This is a genomic window from Kerstersia gyiorum (assembly GCF_004216755.1).
Classification (GTDB): domain Bacteria; phylum Pseudomonadota; class Gammaproteobacteria; order Burkholderiales; family Burkholderiaceae_B; genus Kerstersia; species Kerstersia gyiorum.
Window position 1 is genome coordinate 1335887 of record NZ_SGWZ01000001.1, and the last position, 22234, is coordinate 1358120.

A 22234-nucleotide genomic window follows, 5' to 3' on the forward strand; every position below is an offset into this window, starting at 1 on the left:
CAGCGACGCCGGGGCAGGCCGGTGCCTAGCGGCGCGGCAGCAGTTCCAGTACTGCGTCCCAAAGTTCGTCGGGATGCCCGACATAGAGGTCGGCGCCCCAGTTGCGGGCCTGTGCCGGGTCGCAGTAGCCGAAGCCGACGGCGATGGTGCGCGTTCCGGCTTCCCGGCCAGCGATGATGTCGCGTTCGTCATCGCCGACATAGATGGTGTCGGCAGCCTGGTAGCCCGCCAGCCGGATCGCATGTGCGACGGGCTCGGGATGGGGCTTGGCGTAGGCGCAGGTATCGCCGCAGACAGTCGCCGCGCTGCGGCGCATCAGGTCCAGGTATTCGATGATGGGCAAAGCCAGGCGTTCGACCTTGTTGGTGACGATGCCCCAGCCCAGCCCGTGGCCTTCGAGGTTGCCCAGCAGCTCGGGGATGCCGGGAAAGAGGTCGGTGCGTTCCGTCATGCAGGCGGCGTAGTCGGCCAGGAATTGTTGCCGCGTAGGCTCGAATTCCGTGTCGCTGCGTTCCAGGCCCAGCGCGACGCGCAGCAGTCCGGGCGCGCCCTGGGAGGCCACTGGGCGCAGTGCTTCATAGGGCAGGTCTTCCAGCCCGCGACGCCGGCGCTGCTTGTTGGCAGCTTCCGCCAGATCAGGTGCCGAGTCAGCCAGGGTGCCATCGAAGTCGAAGAGAACCAGGCCCTGGTAGGTCATTTGGTTCATTTGGTGGTCGCCATCATGTAGTTGACCGAGGTGTCGCCGGAAAGACGGTAGTGCTGGGTCAGCGGGTTGTATTCCAGGCCGCGCAAACCCAGGGCCGTTAAACCGGCCCGGCGCACGTAGGCGGCCAGCTCACTGGGCTTGATGAATTTGTCATGCTGGTGCGTGCCGCGGGGCAGCAGCTTCAGGATGTACTCGGCGCCGACGATGGCAAACAGGAAGGACTTGGCGTTGCGGTTCAGCGTCGAGAACGTCGCCAGGCCGCCGGGCTTGAGCAGGGTGGAGCAGGCCTGAACCACGGAGGAGGGGTCGGGCACATGCTCCAGCATTTCCATGCAGGTCACGACATCGTAGCTGCCGGGTTCACGTTCGGCCAGCGCTTCGACAGCGACGGATTCATAGTCAACCTTGATGCCGCTTTCCAGGCTGTGCAGGCGCGCCACCTGAAGCGAAGCGTCAGCCAGGTCTATGCCTTTGACCTCGGCCCCCTGGGCCGCCATGCTTTCGGCAAGAATGCCGCCGCCGCAGCCGACGTCGAGAATACGCAGGCCATTGAGGGAACCTCCTGCCTGTTCACGTATCCAACCCAGACGTAGGGGGTTGATTGCATGCAAGGGCTTGAATTCACTTTCGGGGTCCCACCAGCGGGAGGCGAGGGCGCTGAACTTGTCCAGTTCGGCCTGGCTGACGTTGTGATGCTCGGTGGCAGGCTTGGATGTGGTGGTCATGGCACGGAAAATGTCAGTGAAGAGGGCCCTGGCCCTGCATCGTTAACAGGTTTGCCTGGTTCGCTGCCGGCGTGCCCGGCTGCGCATGGGCAAAAAAAAGGGTTCCGAAACCGGAACCCTTTCATTGTAAGCCGTCAGCCAGAAAACTGGCTGCCTGGCTTATTAACGGCTGTAACGCGTACCGACGATTTCGATTTCCACGCGACGGTTCTTTGCGCGGCCTTCACGGGTACGGTTGTTGGCGATAGGATCAGCCTTGCCCTTGCCTTCCGTGTAGATACGGTTGGGGTCGATGCCTTGCTCAACCAGGTAGTTCTTCACGGACTGAGCGCGGCGCTCGGACAGCTTCAGGTTGTAAGCGTCAGGACCGGTCCAGTCGGTGTAACCGACGGCGATGATGGTTTCCAGGTCGATAGCCTTGGCTTGAGCAGCGACTTGGTCCAGCAGCTGACGGCCTTCCGGCTTCAGGTTGGCTTTGTCGAAGTCAAAGAAGGTATCGGCGTTGAAGACAACCTTGGTCGCGACAACGGCAGGGGCGGGCTTGGGAGCCGGGGCCGGAGCCGGAGCAGCTTCAGCAACGGGTACACCGTCGCAGCCGGGAACGCCGGTAGCAGGCGTCCAGAAGGCATCGCGCCAGCACAGTTCGCCGTTGACGTTGCGCCAGACTTCGCCGGAGCTGTTGCGCCAGTTGTCCACATTCTGAGCGGAAGCGGCGCCAGCGGCCGTGACGGCGGCGAACGCAAGCGCCAGAGCGAATTTGGAGGGCTTGTTCATATTTCTCCTCGTTAAGCTTGAAGCTGAATAAGTGACTTGCAGCGAATCCCCCGCCACAATCAGGAAGCGGGGCCAGTATAGCAATGCAAGGCTTGTTTGGCGCATTCATTGCTGGGGGCTTCCTGCGTGCCTGAAGTCAATCTTACGGTGATTTCGTCGCTTTCGTCTTGCGGCGTGGGGCGATTGACCTTTCCTTTGTGGATTTCTGGCAGTTGGGCCATTTTTCTTGTTGGTTTTTGGCAACAATGCCCAGGGGGATGGGTGTCAGCCGGCTTTTGCGCCGGATTGCACGCGGTGTCAGGTGGAAAACCATGGAATTTGGCCGCCAATGCTAGAATGGCCTGTTTAGTCCGCCATGCTTTCGTGCGTGTGTACGAGGCCTGCCCGCCAGCGCTGTTGCGATGGCGCGGGATAGTGCGGCGCCATTCCCATCCCGGGAGCGCTGCGCTGCATGCCGGTGGGCAGTAACTGATTTTGGATAGCCGCCACAACTATGGATTCCTTCGCCAAGGAAACACTTCCCGTATCGCTGGAAGACGAAATGCGCCGCAGCTACCTCGATTACGCCATGAGCGTGATCGTCGGACGGGCACTGCCTGATGTGCGAGACGGCCTCAAGCCTGTGCATCGCCGTGTGCTGTTTGCGATGCATGAGCTGAACAATGACTGGAACCGCGCCTATAAGAAGTCTGCGCGTATCGTCGGGGACGTCATCGGTAAATATCACCCTCACGGTGATCAGGCGGTCTATGACACCATCGTCCGGATGGCCCAGGACTTCTCGCTGCGCTACATGCTGGTGGATGGCCAGGGCAACTTCGGCTCCATCGACGGCGATGGTGCGGCTGCCATGCGCTATACCGAAATCCGCCTGGCGAAGATCGCCCATGAGTTGCTGGCCGATATCGACCAGGAAACCGTGGATTTCGGGCCTAACTATGATGGCAGCGAGCAGGAACCTCTGCTGTTGCCGTCGCGCCTTCCCAACCTGCTGGTCAACGGCAGTTCCGGTATTGCCGTCGGCATGGCGACCAATATCCCGCCGCACAACCTGTCCGAAGTGGTCGAGGGCTGCCTTTATTGCCTGGCCAACCCGGAGTGCTCGGTCGATGAGCTGATGGAGCGCATTCCTGCGCCGGATTTCCCTACCGGGGGCATCATCTACGGCATGTCCGGCGTGCGCGAAGGTTACCGCACGGGCCGTGGTCGTGTGATCATGCGCGCCAAGACTCACTTCGAGGACATGGAACGTGGCAACCGCCAGGCCATTGTCGTCGATGAACTGCCCTACCAGGTCAACAAGAAGACGCTGCAGGAACGCATTGCCGAGCTGGTCAACGAAAAGAAGATCGAAGGCATTTCCGATATCCGCGATGAGTCCGACAAGGACGGCATGCGTCTGGTGATCGAGCTCAAGCGTGGCGAAGTGCCTGAGGTTGTGCTGAACAATCTCTACAAGAACACGCAGCTGCAGGATACCTTCGGCATGAACTTCGTGGCGCTGGTCGATGGCCAGCCCCGCCTGCTGAACCTGAAGCAGCTGGTGCAGTACTTCCTGCTGCACCGTCGCGAAGTGGTGACGCGCCGCACGGTGTTCCAGCTGCGCAAGGCGCGCGAGCGCGGCCATGTGCTGGAAGGCCTGGCAGTGGCGCTGGCCAATATCGACGAATTCATCACCATCATCAAGGCGGCGCCCACGCCGCCGGTGGCGCGCCAGGAACTGATGGCGCGTACCTGGGATTCCTCAGTGGTGCGCGAGATGCTCGCGCGTGCCGATGGCGAAACCCCGGGCGGGCGCGAAGCCTATCGCCCCGAAGGGCTGGAAGCGCAATTCGGCATGCAGGCCGACGGCCTGTACCGCCTGAGCGAAGTCCAGGCTCAGGAAATCCTGAACATGCGCCTGCAACGCCTGACCGGGCTGGAGCAGGACAAGATCGTCGGCGAGTACCGCGACGTCATGCTGCTGGTGGCGGATTTGCTTGATATTCTTTCGCGTCCTGAGCGCGTCAACCAGATCATCGGCGACGAACTCCAGGCCATCAAGGCTGAATTCGGTGCCAAGGACGAGCGTCGTTCCACCATTGAACACAATGCGACGGAACTGGATACCGAAGACCTGATCACGCCGATGGATATGGTGGTGACGCTTTCTGCATCCGGCTACATCAAGAGCCAGCCGCTGTCCGAGTATCGCTCGCAGCGTCGCGGCGGGCGTGGCAAGCAGGCGTCGGCCACCAAGGAAGACGACTGGATCGACCAGCTCTTCATTGCCAATACCCACGACTTCCTGCTGTGCTTCTCCGACCGCGGACGCGTCTATTGGCTGAAGGTGTGGGAAGTGCCGCAGGGCTCGCGCAATTCGCGCGGCCGCCCCATCGTCAACATGTTCCCGCTGGCTGATGGCGAGCGCATCACGGTGGTGCTGCCGGTCAAGGCGTTCAGCGAAGACCACTACGTTTTCATGGCGACGTCGCGCGGCACGGTCAAGAAAACCCCGCTGTCCGATTTCTCCAACCCGCGCAAGGCAGGCATCATCGCGGTCGACCTGGATGAGGGCGACTACCTGATCGGCGCCGACCTGACGGATGGCAAGCATGACGTGATGCTGTTCTCCGACGCTGGCAAGGCAGTGCGCTTCGACGAAAACGATGTGCGCCCGATGGGCCGCAATGCCCGTGGCGTGCGCGGCATGATGCTGGAAGACGGCCAGCGTGTGATCGCGCTGCTGGTCGCCGAAGTGCTGCCGGAAGAAGGCGGTGAAGTCGTGGCCGAAGTCGATGGCAGGTTGCAGCCCAGCGTGCTGACGGCAACCGAGAATGGCTATGGCAAGCGTACGTCCATCGTCGAGTACACGCGCCACGGGCGCGGCACCAAGGGCATGATCGCGATCCAGACCACGGCTCGCAATGGCAAGGTGGTGGGCGCAGTGCTGGTGCAGCCCGAGGATGAAATCATGCTCATCACCACTGGCGGCGTATTGGTGCGCACCCGGGTGGCAGAAATCCGCGAAATGGGCCGCGCCACGCAAGGCGTGACACTGATCAGCGTGGATGATGGCAGCGTGCTGTCCGGCGTGCGCCGGGTCGCGGAAAGCGACGCGGACGAAGCGGAAGAGTTGGAATCGTTGGAAAACGGCGCGACTGATGGCCAGGATCCGGCCGGACAGGCGCCTTCGGCAGACCCGCAGGCGGGCGAAGAAGCAAAGGAGTAAGGCGAAATGGCCAGACCATGGAATTTCTCGGCAGGACCTTCGGTATTGCCTGAAGCGGTGCTCAAGCGCGCCGCCGAGGAAATGCTTGATTGGCATGGCAGTGGCATGTCCGTCATGGAAATGAGCCACCGCGGCAAGCAGTTCATCCAGATCTGCGACGAAGCGGAAGCCGACCTGCGCACGCTGCTGTCGATCCCGGAAGAGTACGGCGTGGTATTCATGCAGGGTGGCGCGACGGCGGAAAATGCCATCGTGCCGATGAACCTGATCAATCTGCGCGGCACCAAGTCTGCGGATTACGTGCTGACCGGCCAGTGGTCGCGCAAGTCCTTCAAGGAAGCGCAGCGCTACGGCGATGTTCAGGTCGCTGCGGCCAGCGATAGCGTGACCGTGCTCGGCGGCGTTGAGCAGGCAGCCTGGACCTGGGTGCCGCAAGCCCAGGACTGGCACGTCCGCCCCGAGTCCGCCTATGTGCACCTGTGCAGCAATGAAACCATCGGCGGCGTCGAGTTCGTCGACTGGCCCGAGCTGGCCAGCCTGGGGGCGCCGGATACCGAACTGGTGGTCGATGCGTCGTCGCACTTCCTGTCGCGCCCCATGGATGTGTCCCGCGCCGGGCTGATCTACGCCGGCGCGCAGAAGAACGCCGGCCCGGCTGGCGTGACCGTGGTGATCGTGCGCAAGGACCTGCTGGGCCATGCGTTGCCGATTTGTCCATCCGCGTTCGACTACGCGAACGTGGTCGAAGCCCGTTCCAGTTTCAACACGCCTCCCACCTATGGCATCTACATGCTGGGCCTGGTGTGCAAGTGGTTGCTGGAGCAGGGGGGCGTGGCTGCCATCGAGCAGGCCAATATCGCCAAGGCCGACCTGCTGTACTCCTATCTGGACGGCACCAGCTTCTATCGCAACCCGGTGGAAAAATCAGTGCGTTCGCGCATGAACGTCCCCTTCGTACTGCGTGATGCCTCGCTGGATGCGGCATTCCTGGCCGGGGCGCAGGAAGCCGGCTTGATGCAGCTCAAGGGTCACAAGAGCGTCGGCGGCATGCGTGCCTCCATCTACAACGCGCTGCCCATCGAAGGCGTGCGCGCGCTGATCAGCTACATGCAGGAGTTCGAGCGTCGCCATGGCTGATGAGTCGCTTGCCGCAAAACTGCGGCCCTTGCGCGAAGGCATAGATGCCATGGATCGCGAGATCCTCGGCCTGGTATCGCGCCGTGCACGCCTGGCCCAGGAAGTGGGCAAGGTCAAGGAAGCCGCAGGTGCCAAGGGCGATGATGGCCAGGTGCTGCGCCCCGAGCGCGAAGCGCAGATCGTGCGCGCCTTGCAGCGGGCCAACGACGGCCCCTTGCCCGATGAGGCCGTCGCGGCCATCTGGACGGAAATCATTTCCGCCTGTCGTGGCCTGGAACGTACGCTGACCGTGGCCTACCTCGGGCCTCAGGGTTCGTTTTCCGAACAGGCGGCGTTTGGCCATTTCGGCCATTCGGCCCAGGGCATCCCGTGCCCCAATTTCGACGAAGTATTTCGCTGCGTCGAGGCAGGGCAGGCGGATGTCGGCATGGTTGCGGTCGAGAACTCAACTGAAGGGGCGGTCAACCGCACGCTGGATCTGCTGTTGCATTCCCCGCTGAAGATCTTGGGCGAGCATTCGTTGCAGATCCGCCACTGCCTGATGGCGCGTGACGGCATGGATGCGGTCAAGCGCATCCTGGCGCATCCCCAGGCGCTGGCACAGTGCCAGGAATGGCTGAATCGTGAATACCCCGGCGTGCCGCGGGATGCGGTTTCCAGTAATGCGGAAGCGGCGCGCCTGGCGGCCGCCGACCCGTCGATTGCCGCGATTGCAGGCGAGAGTGCGGCCGAAGTCTGGGGGCTGGCGGTTGTGGCTGCAGGCATCCAGGACGATGCGCAGAATCGCACGCGTTTCCTTGCCATCGGCAAGCGCGATGCCGAACGCAGCGGTGGCGACAAGACCAGTCTGGTCTTTGCCGTGCCCAATCGCGCTGGCGCCGTCTATGACATGATCTCCCCGCTGGCGCGCTTTGGCGTGTCCATGACGCGCTTCGAATCGCGCCCGGCCCGCACCGGCCAGTGGGAATATTATTTTTACGTGGATGTGCAGGGGCATCGCGCGGATGAGAATGTCGCCGGTGCGCTGGCGGCATTGCAGGAACGCGCTGCCTTTTTCAAGATCCTTGGTTCTTATCCCGCGCAGCAATTGGCGTGACGATAAGGGGTCGGCATGGCCGGCGCCGGCCAACCCGGTCGCGGGCTTCACTGATGCCTTGATGGGAAGCTTTGCAACGATGAACTCACCGCTTGCAGCGGATGGAAATGGGACCGGTGTCTGCCAGACACTGGCTGTCGTTGGCGTCGGCCTGATCGGCGGCTCTTTTGCGGCCGGCCTGCGTGCTGCCGGGCGGGTTGGGCGGGTGCTGGGCGTGGGGCGCCAGCGCAAGTCGCTGGACGAGGCGCTGGACCTTGGCCTGATCGACGCGGTTGCCAGCCCTGAGCAGGCGGCGCGTGAGGCCGACATTATTCTGCTGGCCACGCCGGTGAGCGCCATGGGCGCGATCCTGGGGGGCATGAAGGATGCCCTGTCTTCCCGGGCCGTGCTGACGGACGCCGGCAGTACCAAGGCGGACGTGATCGAACAGGCACGCCTGGCGCTGGGTGACAAGGTCGCGCAATTCGTTCCCGGTCATCCCATTGCCGGCTCGCATGCGACAGGCCCGCAGGCAGCAGACGCCGATCTGTACCGCGGCCGGAATGTCATCCTCACGCCTTTGCCCGAGAACGATCCGCAGGCCGTGGCCCATGTGGCCAGCCTGTGGCGGGCTTGTGGTGCGCGCACGCGGCTGATGACACCGGATCGCCATGACGGCGTGTTCGCGGCTGTCAGCCATTTGCCGCACTGGCTGGCCGCGGCCTACGTGCACTATCTTGAAACCGGCGAAGACGCCGATCTGCGTTTCGAACTCGCGGGTAGCGGCTTCCGGGATTTCACCCGCATCGCGGCCGGTTCGCCGGAAATGTGGCGGGACGTATTCATTTCGAACAAAACAGCCATGCAGGCCGAGCTGCGGGCGTTGCGCCGGACGCTGGATCGCCTTGAGGCGGCACTGGACCGGACGGATAGCGACGCCCTGCAGCAGTGGCTGGATGAGGCCGCGCAGGCGCGGCGGGCATGGCAGCCGGGGGGCAAGCGCAGTGACTGAACATTTTCTCGATTTGCCTGCGGTGACGCAGGCGCGCGGCAGCCTGGCGCTGCCGGGTTCCAAGAGCATTTCCAACCGGGCGCTGCTGCTGGCGGCCTTGTCACCTGGGCGTACCGAGTTGCGCGGCGTGCTGGCATCCGACGACACACGTGTCATGCTCGATGCCCTGGCAGGGCTGGGTGTCGGGGTGCAGGAGCGCGGGGCAGGTGAAGTGACTGTCGATGGCGTGGCCGAGTTCGCCACCCGCCAGGCTGAGTTCTTCCTGGGCAACGCAGGGACCGCATTCCGGTCGCTGACGGCGGCGTTGGCGCTGCATGGCGGCGATTACCGCCTGGATGGCGTGCCGCGCATGCGCGAGCGTCCCATTGGCGACCTGGTCGATGCCTTGCGCGTCCTGGGCGCCAGGGTTGATTACCTGGGGGCCGAGGGGTATCCGCCCCTGAAAATCGGTCAGGGTGTGGCGGGCCAGGGCGGCGATCGCGTCAGCGTGCAGGGCAATGTTTCCAGCCAGTTCCTGACGGCGTTGCTGCTGTCTGCGCCGTTGCATGTCCAGCGTACCGGCAAGGCATTGCGCATCGACGTCGCGGGCGAGCTGATTTCCAAGCCCTATATTGGCATCACGCTGGCGATGATGGCCGATTTCGGCGTCCAGGTGGAGCAGGACGGATGGTCCAGCTTCCTGGTGCCTGCGGCCAGCCGCTATGTGTCGCCTGGCCGTTATCTGGTCGAGGGCGATGCGTCCAGCGCATCCTATTTCCTGGCGCTGGGGGCCATCGGTGGTGGTCCGGTCCGGGTCGAGGGCGTGGGCGCGCGCAGCGTGCAGGGCGATATCGGGTTTGCCGATACGCTGGCGCAGATAGGCGCCACCATCCGGCGTGGCGATGACTGGATGGAAGCCGAGGGTGTCAATGTGGCGCGGGGCGAGCGCCTGCGTGCCTTCGACATGGATTTCAATCTGATCCCCGATGCCGCGATGACGACGGCTGTTCTGGCGCTGTTTGCGGACGGACCGTGTCGTTTGCGCAACATTGGCAGCTGGCGCGTCAAGGAAACCGATCGCATCCATGCGATGGAAACCGAATTGAGGAAACTGGGGGCAGAGGTGACGTCCGGGCCTGACTGGCTGCGTGTCGTACCGCCTGGGCCGGAGCAATGGAAGCCGGCCGCCATCGGTACCTGGGATGACCACCGCATGGCCATGTGCTTTTCGCTGGCTGCCTTCGGGCCGGTGCCGGTGCGCATTCTGGAACCAGGCTGCGTCAGCAAGACCTTCCCTGATTATTTCGATGTCTATGCCCGTCTGGTGGCATAGCTGGAGCTTGTTTCATGAAGAATTTCCCAAGCACGGACAGTACGCCGGCGCCTGTGATCACGATTGATGGCCCGACTGCGTCCGGCAAGGGCACGGTGGCGCAGGCAGTGGCCAGCGCGCTGGGCTGGCAGGTGCTCGATAGCGGCGCCCTGTATCGACTGACCGCGCTGGCGGCGAGCCAGGCCGGGATCGCCGATGAGGATCTGGATGGGCTGGCCCAGGCGGCACGCAGCCTGGACGTGCGTTTCGATGGTGGGGCGATCTGGCTGGCCGGACAGCGTGTCGAGGAAACCATACGCCAGGAGGCCGTGGGCAACCGGGCATCGCGTATCGCAGCGCTGCTGCCCGTGCGCGAGGCGCTGCTGGCCCGCCAGCGGGCATTCCGGCAGGTGCCGGGCCTGGTGGCAGACGGCCGGGATATGGGCACTATCGTGTTTCCCGATGCCCCTTTGAAGATATTTCTGGTCGCGGATGCCGAGGCACGCGCACGACGCAGGGCTAAGCAGTTGAGTGACAAAGGGATTTCTGCTAATCTAGAGGATATTTTGCGCGACATGCGCGAGCGCGATGCGCGCGATACCCATCGCAGTGTGGCGCCGCTAGTGGCTGCGCAGGATGCAATAACCCTCGATTCGTCCAACTGGACAGCCGAGGAAACCACCCGGGCCATATTGCAGCTTTGGTCCGAAATCGTTGCCTAGGGGCCGCAAGGGTCGCCTGGGCTTTTCGTGAACTCCGCCTGGCCGGCTGATCCCCTGCCGGGCGTGTAACAAACGGCCCTCGGGCCGCTGTGGATTCTCAATGTCTGCCAATTCTTCCATTATTCAAGCCGGCGGTAGCTTCGCCGATCTGTTTGCCGAAAGCGTCCAGAACCAGGACATGCGTTCCGGCGAGGTCATCAGCGCTGAAGTCGTGCGCATCGACCACAATTTCGTCGTTGTCAACGCCGGTCTGAAGTCCGAAGCGCTGATCCCCCTGGAAGAGTTCCTGAACGATCAGGGCGAAGTCGAAGTCCAACCGGGCGACTTCGTTTCCGTCGCGATCGACTCCCTCGAAAACGGCTACGGCGACACCATCCTGTCGCGTGACCGCGCCAAGCGCCTGTCGGCCTGGCTGCAACTGGAGCAGGCGCTCGAAAACAATGAACTGGTCACCGGCACCATCACCGGCAAGGTGAAGGGCGGCCTGACGGTCATGACCAACGGCATCCGCGCCTTCCTGCCGGGTTCGCTGGTTGACCTGCGTCCCGTCAAGGACACGACGCCGTACGAAGGCAAGACCATGGAGTTCAAGGTCATCAAGCTCGACCGCAAGCGCAACAACGTCGTGTTGTCGCGTCGCGCCGTGCTGGAAGCCACCATGGGCGAAGACCGTCAGAAGCTGCTCGAAACCCTGCACGAAGGTGCTGTGGTCAAGGGCATCGTCAAGAACATCACCGACTACGGTGCGTTCGTTGACCTGGGCGGTATCGACGGCCTGCTGCACATCACCGACATGGCATGGCGCCGTGTCCGTCACCCCTCCGAAGTCCTGCAAGTGGGTCAGGAAGTCGAAGCCAAGGTGCTCAAGTTCGACCAGGAAAAGAGCCGCGTCTCCCTGGGCGTCAAGCAACTGGGCGAAGATCCCTGGATCGGCCTGGCCCGCCGCTACCCGCAAGGCACCCGCCTGTTCGGCAAGGTCACGAACCTGACCGACTACGGTGCGTTCGTGGAAGTGGAAGCCGGCATCGAAGGCCTGGTGCACGTTTCCGAAATGGACTGGACCAACAAGAACGTCGATCCGCGCAAGGTTGTCACCCTGGGCGAAGAAGTCGAAGTCATGGTCCTGGAAATCGACGAAGACCGTCGCCGTATCTCGCTGGGCATGAAGCAGTGCCGTGCCAACCCGTGGGAAGAGTTCTCCTCGAACTTCAAGCGTGGTGACAAGGTCCGCGGCGCCATCAAGTCGATCACCGACTTCGGCGTGTTCGTCGGCCTGCAAGGCGGCATCGACGGCCTGGTGCACCTGTCCGACCTGTCCTGGACGGAATCGGGCGAAGAAGCCGTGCGCAACTACAAGAAGGGCGACGAAGTCGACGCCGTGGTTCTGGGCATCGACGTCGAGAAGGAACGCATCTCGCTGGGTATCAAGCAGCTGGAAGGCGATCCGTTCAACAACTACGTTGCCACCTATGAAAAGGGTGCCGTGGTTCAAGGTACCGTCAAGTCGGTTGAAGCCAAGGGCGCAGTCGTGACCCTGTCGGTGGATGTCGAAGGCTACCTGCGCGCTTCCGAAATCTCGCAAGGCCGTGTCGAAGATGCAACCACCGCCCTGAAGGCCGGTGACAACATCGACGCCATGATCATCAACATCGACCGCAAGACGCGTTCGATCCAGCTGTCGATCAAGGCTCGCGACAACGCTGAAACCGCTGAAACCATCCAGCGCATGTCCGAAGCCAGCGCTTCGTCGGGTACGACGAACCTGGGCGCGCTGCTGAAGGCCAAGCTGGATCTCCAGCGCGACAACGGTTAAGAAGCGGTGACGAAGTCGGAATTGATCGCCATCCTGGCGGCACGCTATCCTCAGCTTGCCGCCAGGGATGCAGATTATGCGGTCAAGACCGTCCTTGATGCCATGACCCAGGCCTTGTCCTCGGGTCAGCGCATCGAGATACGGGGCTTCGGGAGCTTTTCCCTGTCCCTGCGTGCGGCCCGTGTGGGCCGCAACCCCAAGTCCGGCGAACCCGTGATGGTTCCTGGCAAGAAGGTTCCGCATTTCAAGGCGGGCAAGGAACTTCGGGAAAAAGTCGATGAATCCGAGCCCGGCGAGAGTGCTGCGCAAGCAGTCGGAGAAGTCCCCTTCGAATAAGGTGGCCTGGCCACCGAACTGCGATGACGGCGTTTCTGGCCATGCGCCGGAGTGAACTGATGTCATCGGTAAAAGAGCCGGTTCCTGCTACAGCGGGAACCGGCTTTTCTGTTTCACTGCCTGCGACAGGCAGTATCGTTCAGTGATGGCTGGCCTGTCCGGGAAGAGAGAAATTGGTCAAATTGCACATGTTCTATGTCGGCGGCAATGCCGGCCGGTCCAACATCGAGGTTCATGATATCCAGTTTGCTGCCGTGGATCGGCCCGAAGCAGCCTGGCCGCTGTTGCGCCAGGCCTGGTTTGGCGACCCCGACAAAATCCATGTTGATGGATACAGCGTGATCGAATGGGCGGATGGGCATGATGTCCGCTTGCTGCCTGCGCCGCCCGCTGCAGCACAGGTACGCCTGTTCTTCGTGAATGTGGGTGGCTATCGCGCCGACACCCTGGCAGAGCAGCATGAATATGGCTTGTTCGTTGCCCCTGACGCTGCGACGGCAAAACGCCGGGCGCTAGAGCGCCTGCTGCCAGGTATTGGCCACCAGCACCGCGACAACCTCAAGGACGTGGATGATTGCCTGATGCTGAACGAGCTGGGGGGCTGGCATATCCATCTGAACGTGAACCCCGATGGCAGGGAGGCGGAGCCGGCCTGGCAGGGCTACCAGCCGATAGGTGTTCCGGCACGGACGGCTGGATGAAGCGGGGGCCGGATTGCCCTGGCCCGCTGCTTAGTGCGCCAGGCTTTTGGAAAAGACATTGATGACCAGCACTCCGGCAATGATCAAGGCCAGGCCGAGTATTGCCGGCCAGTCCAGTGATTGCCGGAAGAACAGCCAGCTCACCAGCGAGATGAGGACGATACCCAGCCCGGACCAGATCGCATAGGCAATGCCGGTAGGCATGGTGCGCAGGCTGAGGGACAGGCAGTAGAAGGCAATGCCGTAGCCAAGGATGGTGATCAGGCTGGGCCAGGGGCGGGTAAAGCTGTTCGAGAGTTTCAACGTGGATGTCGCGATGACTTCCGCGACGATGGCGATCAGCAGATAACAGTAGCTGGCGGCGGTGGGTGACATGCTGCGGGTGTTCCAGGTGAAGGGCCGCCAGATGGCAGCCGGCGCTCGTGCGCGGTAGTTGAAATCGTAGCGCAGCGTAGGGGCATCATGGCTTTTTTAATGTTTGCACGATACCGTGCAGGGGAGTCCGGCCCGGGTGTGACAGCGCTGAAAACAGCGTTTACGCCTAGCCGGAAGACTCCGTATCATGACGCAAAGGCGCCGGCCGGCAGGCTGGCGCTTGTCGTTTCAATCAGGAAAGAATAGATGGCTGAGCCAATAAACAGGCAAAAACGGGCAGTTTCTTCAGGCGGCATTATTGTCATTCTGGCCATGCTGACGGCATTCGCGCCGTTGGCGACGGATATGTATCTGCCTGCCTTCCACTTGCTGGAAAAGTATTTCAATGTACCGGAAGGCGGCGTGGAAGGCTCGCTGTCGGTATTTTTCCTGGGGCTGGCCTGCGGCCAGGCCGTCTATGGCCCGATGATAGACCGCTATGGCCGCTTGCGGCCTTTGATGGTGGGTGTCAGCCTGTATGTCGTAGCGACGGTATTGTGCCTGGTGGTGACGGATATCCGCTTTTTCATGTTGCTGCGCTTCCTGCAGGCCGCCGGGGGTGCCGCCGGCATGGTCATCGGCAGGGCCATCATCCGCGACTTGTACGATGACCGGGAAAGCGCGCGCGCCCTGTCACTCATGATGGCGATCGTCACGCTGGCGCCGATTCTCGGCCCGATTGTCGGCGGTTTTGTTGTTACCCACATGGGTTGGCGCGCCGTTTTCGTGATCATGCTGCTGTTCGGCCTGAGCTGCTGGGTGCTGGCATGGCGCTATCTGCCCGAGACGCTGCCGCCGGAAGCGCGCAGGCGTACCAGCCTGGGCGGTGTGTTTCGCACCTGGGGCACTTTGTTGGGCACGCGTGCCTTTGTGGTGCCCGCTATCCTGGGCGGCATGGCGCAGGCCTGCATGTTTGCGTTCATTACCGGTTCGCCGTTCGTATTCATGCAGTTGCATCATGCCGACGAACAGACTTACGGCCTGTTGTTTGCCGCTATCGCCTGCGCGCTGATTGTCGGCGCTTCCATCAATCGGCGGCTGTTGCGGCGTTTTCCGCCAGCCCGCCTGCTGGCTTGGGCATTGCGCGTCAACGCGGCTGCCGGTATTTGTACGGTGCTGTCGGTCAGTCTGCATAGTCTGCCGTTGCTGTTCGTGCCGCTTTGGTTGACGATCAGCACGCTGGGTTTTATCGGTGCGAATGCGGCAGCCGTTGCATTGAGCGCCAGCATGCAACATGTGGGCAGCGGTTCGGCCTTGATAGGCGTGCTGCAGTTCAGCCTGGCTTTCGTGGTCAGCAGTGTGGTGGCGGCGACACAGAATGGCACGGCCTACCCGATGACGTTCGCCATGGCGATCTGCGGCACGACAGCGGCCGTGCTGTGGAAGTGTTTCTACCGCGCCAAGGCGTGAGGCCCGCCCGGGCCTGAGCGGCTTTCCTGACTGTGGTCGGCCTCCTGCGGGAGGCCGTTTTTTTTCCTGTCAGCGGTTCGTGAATCAAGAGGTGGTTTCAATTTCGTCATCAATACCTGCCGGAGATATTGTTATTTCCACTGGTTATGATTGATGGGAGTCTTTGTTCCATTATCGCGCGCCGGTATATCGACATAATTCGAAAGTCGTTTTATTGATAAATACCGACTGCTATTGTTAATCCCGGTTTCATTCCATTTTTAATTAAGGTGGGGTGAATTTAATTCTAATGGTTATGAGTTACCGGGTGTATGGCAGATTTATTGGAGCTTTACCGGACCATGGTCCGGATACGCGCCTTCGAGGATGCGGCGGAGATCGCCAGCCAGGGCGGGGTGCAGGCATGGGGGTTGTCAGAATCCAGCAAACCGGCACTGGTGCGCGGGCCGCTGCACCTGTCCACGGGGCAGGAAGCCGTAGCGGCTGGGGTTTGCGCCCATTTGGGGCCACAGGATCTATTGACTTCCACGCACCGGGGGCACGGCCATACGCTGGCCAAGGGCGCGGACAGCAAGCGCATGATGGCCGAATTGTTTGGCCGGGCAACTGGCTATAACAAGGGCAAGGGCGGTTCCATGCATATCGCGGATTTCTCCGTGGGCATGCTGGGCGCCAATGGAGTGGTGGCAGCGGGATTACCGATTGCCGTCGGTGCGGCCCAGGCATTGAAACTGCGTGGCGTCGATGCCATTGCCGTTTCTTTCTTTGGCGATGGCGCGATCAATCGCGGCCCATTCTTGGAATCCCTGAATTGGGCGGTGGTTTATCAATTGCCGGTGCTTTTCGTTTGCGAAGATAACCGCATTTCCGCAACGACCGCCAGCGCGCCGATGACGGGTGGTGAAGGTGCCAGCGCCAGAGCGAACTCGCTGGGTGTGCCGGCGCTCAAGGTCGATGGCAATGATGTCGAAGCCGTCGCTGATGCGGCAGCCGGCCTGATTGCCGACATACGCGCAGGGCAGGGCCCCAGGTTGCTGCATGCGCTGACGGACAGACACAAGGGGCACGTATCGGTAGACCCCGGTACTTATCGCGATCCCGCCGAGGTGGCGGCCGCGCTGGCGCGGGACCCGCTGCTGCGGGCACGCCAGCGCCTGGTGCAGCTGGGCCTGCAGCAGGAGGCCGCGCAGATCGAGGCGCAAGCACAGACGGAAATAGACGCGGCGCTGGCCGCCGCGCAGGCGGACCCGTTCCCGGAAGTGGCGGACGCCTATACGGATATCACGACCACCGGTGAAGGAGCCTGGCGATGAGCACGCTGAACCTGAGCTATGCGCAAGCAGCGGCGCTGGCGCTGACCGAGGCCATGGAGGCCGATCCGTCCGTCGTGGCGCTGGGCGAGGACCTGGGGCGCGGCGGCGTCTTCGGGCAGTATCGCGATCTCGAGAACCAGCCGCTGGTGCAGCGCTTCGGCGAGCAGCGCATCGTGGATACGCCGATTTCCGAGGCCGCCATTGTCGGGGCGTCGGTGGGCATGGCCCTGGCCGGGCTCAAACCGGTAGTGGAGTTGCGGGTGGTGGATTTCGCGCTTTGTGCCATCGACGAAATCGTCAATCAGGCAGCCAAGAATCGCTTCATGTTTGGCGGGCAGGGACGCGTTGGCATGGTGGCGCGCTTGCCCATAGGCTTGTGGAGCGCCTCGGCGGCGCAGCATTCGCAATCCCTGGAAGCCTGGTTTGCGCATATTCCCGGGCTGACCGTCGTGACGCCGGCGACGCCGGCAGACAACTATGGCCTGCTGCATGCTGCGCTCGCATCCGGTGATCCGGTGATTTACATGGAGCACAAGGAACTCTGGGGTTCCAAGGGCACGGTGCATACCGGCGAGCCCGTGCCCTTGGGCAAGGCCCGGGTTGCCCGCGCTGGCAGCGATGTCACGGTGGTGTCCTGGTCGCGCCAGGTGCATGCCTGCACCGAGGCGGCAGAACAACTGGCCGCTGAAGGCATCAGCGTGGAAGTGCTGGATTTGCGCACGATCTGGCCTTGGGACCGCGAGGCCGTGCTGGCGTCGGCGGCGCGTACCGGCCATGTGCTGGTGGCGCACGAGGCGGTGCAGGTGGCCGGGTTCGGCGCCGAGGTGGCGGCGACTGTCGCCGAACATACGGGCGCAAGGGTGCGGCGCCTGGGCGCGCCGCGCATTCCGGTGGGCTATGCCCAGATACTTGAAAACGAATCGCGTATCGACGCCGGCAAGGTCCGCGCGGCGATCGTTGCCTTGCTCAATCATTCTCCCTTGGAGATCGCATCATGAAGTCGTTGTTCAGCCTTGCAGCCATACCTGCCGTGGTCCTGCCTTTGCTCGCCGGCGTGGCCGGAAGCGCCGAGGCAGCGGATTACAAACAGGAATATCGCCTGTCCACCAATGTCAACGAAGCATTCCCACTGGGGCGCGGCGCGCAGGAATGGGCGCGCCTGGTCACCGAACGCACGGATGGCCGCATCAATGTGAAGTGGTATCCCGGCTCTTCATTGGTCGGCGGGGAAACCACGCGTGAATTTACGGCGTTGCGCCAAGGCGGCATTGATTTCAACGTGTCGTCGGTGATCAATTGGTCGCCCCACGTCAAGGAACTGAACCTGTTCCTGCTGCCGTTCCTGGTGCCGGATGACAAGGCCTTCGATGCGTTGACCAGCGGTGAAGTGGCAGACGAGCTGTTTGAAATCGTGAAAAAGCGGGGGGTGGTGCCCTTGGCCTGGGGCGAAAACGGCGCGCGGGAAATCAGCAATTCCAAGCACGAGATCCGCACTCCGGATGACCTCAAGGGGTTGAAGTTCCGCGTGGTCGGTTCGCCTATTTTCAACGACATCTATACGGCCCTGGGCGCCAATCCGACGCAAATGACCTTTGCTGACGCCCAGCCGGCGCTGCAAAGCGGCGTGGTCGATGGCCAGGAAAATCCGATTTCCCTGTTTGTTGGCGCCAAGATGCATACCCTGGGGCAGAAGTATCTGACCAAGTGGAATTACGTCAACGATCCGCTGGTATTTGCGGTGTCGGCCAAAGCCTGGGAAAGCTGGTCGCCGGAAGACCAGGAAATCGTACGCCAGGCGGCGCAGGAAGCGGCGCGCAATGAAATTGCCGCGACTCGCAAGGGCGTGAGCCCGGGAGACGACGCCTTGATCCAGCAGGCAATCGGGCAAGGCGTACAGGTGACGATTCTCAGTGATGCCGAGAAGGCGGCATTTGCCGAGGCGACACGTCCGGTGGTCGAAAAATGGTCCCGGACCATCGGCGAGGATCTGGTTCGCAAGGCGCAACAGGAGGTCGCGGCGACACGCTGATACGCCGTACCGGCCGCCGCTACCGCAAGCATGGATTGCGCCTGGCGGCTGGCCGGTTTTTGCCGCATGGGTTAGCTGCGTCGCCGGGTTCGCCGGGGCGCGGTGTAGCGGCCGTGGCCCGGCGCTTGCGTCCTGGCAGGATGCCGGGCGCCGCACGATGTGCGCAGAGGCGGGCACGGCGGAATTTTCTGGAATTGGATTTATGTCTGTTGAGCCATCCAAGGATGAGCCATCGTCGGGCGTGCCGGTGCGCGGCTTCCATGTGGAGGAAGCACTGGCCGCGGGCATCATGGCGGTGCTTTGCGTCATTACGTTGCTGAATGTCGCTACGCGCTATCTGACGAATGTTTCTTTTGCATTCACCGAGGAAATCTCGGTTTTCCTGGTCGTGATGATGACTTTCATCGGTACCGCGACGGCGTTTTCGCGCGGCCTGCACCTGGCAATGCTGGCGCTGGTCGAGCGCCTGCCCTGGCGTGTGCAGTATTGGCAGCGGGTCTATGCGCTGGCCTGCGGCATCCTGATGTTCGGCATCCTGGCGTGGTACGGCGCCCTGGCCTGGCTGGATGACTACGACAGCGGGCTGGTGTCGCCGGGGTTGGGCGTGCCGCAGTGGTGGTATACCGCCGTGGTGCCGGTATTTTCCTGCCTGATTGTCCTGCGCCAGCTTCAGGCCCTGGCCATTGTATTGAGGCGCAAGCAGCCATGAGCTATGACATGCTGGGGGTGATGCTGTTCGCCCTGTTTCTGCTGTTCCTGGCTACCGGAGTGCCGCTGGCGGTGGCGCTGGGTCTGTCCGGTACGGCGGTCGTCGCTTTTGCGGATCTGGGCATGCTGTCCGTGCCGATGAACGTCTACAACAGTATTTCCAAGTATCCGCTGCTGGCGATTCCGATGTTCATCCTGGCCGGGGTGCTGTTCGAACGCGCCGGTATTGCAGCTTCCATGGTGCGTTTTGCGGCATCCATCGTGGGGCCCAGGCGCGGCGGCCTGGCTGCCACCGCGATCATTGTAGCGATGATCCTGGGCGGGATATCCGGTTCGGGCCCGGCGGCGTCTTCCGCCGTCGGTGCGGTGATGATTCCGCAGATGGTACGCGCTGCCTATCCGAGCGGTTTTGCCGCAGCCGTCGTCGGGGCCGGGGCATCCACGGATATCCTCATTCCGCCCTCCATCGCGCTGGTGATCTACAGCATGCTGGTGCCCGAGGCCAGTGTGCCGGCCCTGTTTGCCGCAGGCATGGTGCCGGGCGTGCTGGCCGGCCTGTGCCTCATCGGCGGTTCGGTGTGGCTGGCGCGCCACCATGAAATCGGCACGGAACGCGAAGATGTCAGGCCACCATTCTGGGCCAGCCTGCGCGAGGCCATCTGGGCTCTGATGGCGCCGGTGGTGATTTTGGGCAGTATGCGCACCGGGCTGGTGACACCGACCGAGGCCGCGGTGCTGGCGGTGTTCTATGGCCTGGTCGTGGGTGTGCTGGTCTACCGCACGCTGACGCCACGGGTGCTTTACCGCGTACTGGTGGAGGCCTGCGAATTGTCGGCCATCATCCTCATCATCCTGGCGCTGGCATCGGTCTTTTCGCTGGCCAGCAATGCCCTGGGCACCTTCGATCACATGGCTCGCGCCCTGGTTGCGTCGGTCAGTTCCGAAGTCGGCCTGTTGCTGATGATCAACTTGGTACTGCTGATCGCCGGCATGTTCATCGACGGGATCTCGATTTTCTTCATTTTCCTGCCGCTGTTCATCCCCATCATGAATTACTTTCAGTGGGATCCGGTGTGGTTCGGCATTCTCATCACGATCAATATCGCGATCGGGCAGTTCACGCCGCCGGTAGGTCTGAACCTGGTCGTCACGGCGCGTATCGCCAGGACATCACTGGAGTCCACCACCTATTGGGCCGTGATGCTGAGCCTGTTCATGGTGCTGTTGCTGCTGCTGTGCACCTTCGTGCCGCAGGTCGTGCTTTGGCTGCCCCGCGCACTCGGTTATTGAGGATGCCGCTGCGTCTGGCAGGCGTGCCTGCCAGACGTCCTGGGTCAGCCGGGCAGGGAGTCAGGGAGCCTTGCTGGCCGCCATGTATTCCATGACAGTACCCATGTCCTTGTCGCCGCGGCCGGAGAGGTTGACCAGCACCGCCTGGTCCGGGCGCATGTCGCGCGCCAGCTTGAGTGCATAGGCGACAGCGTGGCTGGATTCCAGCGCGGGGATGATGCCTTCCGCACGGCACAGGTAATGGAAGGCGTGCAGGGCCTCCTCGTCGGTAATGCCGACATATTCCACGCGGCCGATATCATGCAGCAGGGCGTGTTCTGGCCCGACGCCAGGGTAGTCCAGGCCGGCGCTGATGCTATGGGTTTCCATGACCTGTCCATCCTCGTTCTGGATGATGTAGGTGCGGTTGCCGTGCAGCACGCCGGGCCGGCCCCGTTGCAGCGAGGCGGCATGCTTGCCGCTGTCCAGCCCCAGGCCGGCGGCTTCCACACCAATGAGACGTACGCTTTCCTCGCTGATATAGGGATGGAAAATGCCGATGGCATTGCTGCCGCCGCCGACGCAGGCGACCACGGCATCGGGCTGGCGCCGTCCCAGGCCGAGGCTGCCCAGCATATCGGGCATCTGCACCCGGCATTCTTTGCCGATCACGCTCTGGAAGTCGCGCACCATCATGGGGTAGGGATGCATGCCTGCCACCGTGCCGATCAGATAAAAGGTGCGGTCCACGTTGGCGACCCAGTCACGGATGGCCTCGTTCATGGCGTCCTTGAGCGTCCGGCTGCCTGAATCGACGCTGGTGACGGTGGCACCCAGCAATTGCATGCGCTGCACATTGGGCATTTGCCGGCGGATGTCTTCACTGCCCATGTAAACCACGCATTCCAGGCCATAGCGGGCGCAGATGGTGGCGGTGGCGACACCATGCTGCCCGGCGCCGGTCTCGGCGATGATGCGCGGCTTGCCCATGCGGCGTGCCAGCAGCGCCTGGCCGATGACGTTGTTGATCTTGTGCGCGCCGGTATGGTTGAGGTCCTCGCGCTTGAGGAAAATCTGTGCACCGCCGGTTTCGTCGCTCAGGCGCTTGGCGTGATAGACCGGTGAAGGGCGGCCGACGTAATGGGCCAGCTCATTGCGGAATTCGGCAATGAAAGCCGGGTCGCGCCGGTAGTGCCGATAGGCTTCGCCCAGTTCCGTGACGGCCTGTGCCAGGGTTTCGCTGATGAAACTGCCGCCATAGGGGCCGAAATGGCCGCTGGCGTCGGGTTGCTGGTAGTTGGCGTAATCTGTCGTGGCGGTGCTTGCCGGGGCGGTCTGGGCTTGGGGAGCAGCCGTTGCGGTTGCTTGCAGGGGACGATTGAAACTCATGGTCAGACTCCATTGCTCCGCCCACGCCGGCGCCGTACGAGGCGCCGAAAACAGGGGACGGATATTTCCAGGGATCATTCCGCCCGGCCCGTTCGCGTGGCAGCAGGGCACGGCAGAGCCGGATAGGACCGGCCACGGCAGGCGTGCATGGACGTCAGGGAGCGGAATGAAACAACAAATGCCGACTGGCTGATCTCAG

Annotated in this window: 20 protein-coding genes; 15 read left to right on the top strand and 5 right to left on the bottom strand. The window is 62.6% G+C overall.

Annotated features, from left to right (window positions below; genetic code table 11):
* Positions 1-25 precede the first annotated feature (25 nt).
* The 3 genes from EV679_RS05900 to ompA form a co-directional block, all read right to left on the bottom strand.
* The gene (locus tag EV679_RS05900) at positions 26-706 is read right to left on the bottom strand and encodes an HAD family hydrolase (protein WP_238591267.1); all 681 of its coding nucleotides are present in this window, start codon (positions 704-706) and stop codon (positions 26-28) included.
* Positions 703-1431: a bifunctional 2-polyprenyl-6-hydroxyphenol methylase/3-demethylubiquinol 3-O-methyltransferase UbiG gene (gene ubiG, locus EV679_RS05905; RefSeq protein WP_130486687.1), complete on the bottom strand. Its 729-nt coding sequence runs from the start codon at positions 1429-1431 to the stop codon at positions 703-705. Before ubiG ends, EV679_RS05900 begins: the two co-directional genes overlap by 4 nt.
* A 162-nt stretch (positions 1432-1593) precedes the next feature.
* Positions 1594-2205, bottom strand: coding sequence for an outer membrane protein OmpA (gene ompA, locus EV679_RS05910; protein WP_068366279.1), 612 nt, complete (start codon positions 2203-2205; stop codon positions 1594-1596).
* 493 nt (positions 2206-2698) lie between these two features.
* On the opposite strand from ompA, the gene gyrA reads away from it, so the two are divergent.
* The 9 genes from gyrA (at position 2699) to EV679_RS05955 (ending at position 13503) form a co-directional block, all read left to right on the top strand.
* A complete protein-coding gene (gene gyrA, locus EV679_RS05915) occupies positions 2699-5416 on the top strand; it encodes a DNA gyrase subunit A (RefSeq protein WP_068366276.1) in 2718 nt (905 codons plus the stop codon).
* Between the two features lie 6 nt (positions 5417-5422).
* Positions 5423-6553 carry a 3-phosphoserine/phosphohydroxythreonine transaminase gene (gene serC / locus EV679_RS05920; RefSeq protein WP_130486688.1) on the top strand — a complete coding sequence of 377 codons (1131 nt, stop codon included), beginning with the start codon at positions 5423-5425 and terminating at the stop codon, positions 6551-6553.
* Positions 6546-7649, top strand: coding sequence for a prephenate dehydratase (pheA, locus tag EV679_RS05925; protein ID WP_068366269.1), 1104 nt, complete (start codon positions 6546-6548; stop codon positions 7647-7649). Before serC ends, pheA begins: the two co-directional genes overlap by 8 nt.
* Positions 7650-7728: 79 nt before the next feature.
* The gene (locus EV679_RS05930) at positions 7729-8640 is read left to right on the top strand and encodes a prephenate dehydrogenase (RefSeq protein ID WP_130486689.1); all 912 of its coding nucleotides are present in this window, start codon (positions 7729-7731) and stop codon (positions 8638-8640) included.
* The gene (aroA, locus tag EV679_RS05935) at positions 8585-9952 is read left to right on the top strand and encodes a 3-phosphoshikimate 1-carboxyvinyltransferase (RefSeq protein ID WP_130486690.1); all 1368 of its coding nucleotides are present in this window, start codon (positions 8585-8587) and stop codon (positions 9950-9952) included. The genes EV679_RS05930 and aroA overlap by 56 nt, the downstream gene beginning before the upstream one ends.
* A 14-nt stretch (positions 9953-9966) precedes the next feature.
* Positions 9967-10653 carry a (d)CMP kinase gene (gene cmk / locus EV679_RS05940; protein WP_068366263.1) on the top strand — a complete coding sequence of 229 codons (687 nt, stop codon included), beginning with the start codon at positions 9967-9969 and terminating at the stop codon, positions 10651-10653.
* Positions 10654-10753: 100 nt separating this feature from the next.
* Positions 10754-12466 carry a 30S ribosomal protein S1 gene (gene rpsA / locus EV679_RS05945; RefSeq protein WP_068366260.1) on the top strand — a complete coding sequence of 571 codons (1713 nt, stop codon included), beginning with the start codon at positions 10754-10756 and terminating at the stop codon, positions 12464-12466.
* Positions 12467-12472: 6 nt separating this feature from the next.
* Positions 12473-12802, top strand: coding sequence for an integration host factor subunit beta (locus tag EV679_RS05950; protein WP_068366257.1), 330 nt, complete (start codon positions 12473-12475; stop codon positions 12800-12802).
* A 173-nt stretch (positions 12803-12975) separates the two neighbouring features.
* The gene (locus EV679_RS05955) at positions 12976-13503 is read left to right on the top strand and encodes a DUF1543 domain-containing protein (protein WP_207224894.1); all 528 of its coding nucleotides are present in this window, start codon (positions 12976-12978) and stop codon (positions 13501-13503) included.
* Positions 13504-13533: 30 nt separating this feature from the next.
* Here EV679_RS05955 and EV679_RS05960 read toward each other — a convergent pair whose 3' ends face one another.
* The gene (locus tag EV679_RS05960; RefSeq protein WP_068366253.1) at positions 13534-13878 is read right to left on the bottom strand and encodes a DMT family transporter; all 345 of its coding nucleotides are present in this window, start codon (positions 13876-13878) and stop codon (positions 13534-13536) included.
* A gap of 246 nt (positions 13879-14124) precedes the next feature.
* On the opposite strand from EV679_RS05960, the gene EV679_RS05965 reads away from it, so the two are divergent.
* The 6 genes from EV679_RS05965 to EV679_RS05990 all read left to right on the top strand — a co-directional run bounded on the left by EV679_RS05965 (position 14125) and on the right by EV679_RS05990 (position 20667).
* Positions 14125-15327, top strand: a complete 1203-nt coding sequence (locus EV679_RS05965; RefSeq protein ID WP_130486691.1) for a multidrug effflux MFS transporter — start codon at positions 14125-14127, stop codon at positions 15325-15327.
* Positions 15328-15638: 311 nt separating this feature from the next.
* Entirely contained in the window at positions 15639-16640 is a 1002-nt protein-coding gene (locus EV679_RS05970) for a thiamine pyrophosphate-dependent dehydrogenase E1 component subunit alpha (RefSeq protein WP_068366247.1), read from the top strand.
* A complete protein-coding gene (locus EV679_RS05975; protein WP_068366245.1) occupies positions 16637-17638 on the top strand; it encodes an alpha-ketoacid dehydrogenase subunit beta in 1002 nt (333 codons plus the stop codon). The genes EV679_RS05970 and EV679_RS05975 overlap by 4 nt, the downstream gene beginning before the upstream one ends.
* Complete coding sequence (locus EV679_RS05980) at positions 17635-18669, top strand: DctP family TRAP transporter solute-binding subunit (protein ID WP_068366241.1); 1035 nt, start codon at positions 17635-17637, stop codon at positions 18667-18669. The genes EV679_RS05975 and EV679_RS05980 overlap by 4 nt, the downstream gene beginning before the upstream one ends.
* 202 nt (positions 18670-18871) lie before the next feature.
* Complete coding sequence (locus tag EV679_RS05985) at positions 18872-19378, top strand: TRAP transporter small permease (protein WP_068366238.1); 507 nt, start codon at positions 18872-18874, stop codon at positions 19376-19378.
* Positions 19379-19386: 8 nt separating this feature from the next.
* Entirely contained in the window at positions 19387-20667 is a 1281-nt protein-coding gene (locus EV679_RS05990; protein ID WP_130486785.1) for a TRAP transporter large permease, read from the top strand.
* Between the two features lie 60 nt (positions 20668-20727).
* On the opposite strand, the gene trpB is transcribed toward EV679_RS05990, so the two are convergent.
* Positions 20728-22035 (bottom strand): tryptophan synthase subunit beta, encoded by a 1308-nt coding sequence (gene trpB / locus EV679_RS05995; RefSeq protein ID WP_083969314.1) that lies wholly within the window; start codon positions 22033-22035, stop codon positions 20728-20730.
* Positions 22036-22234 lie beyond the last annotated feature (199 nt).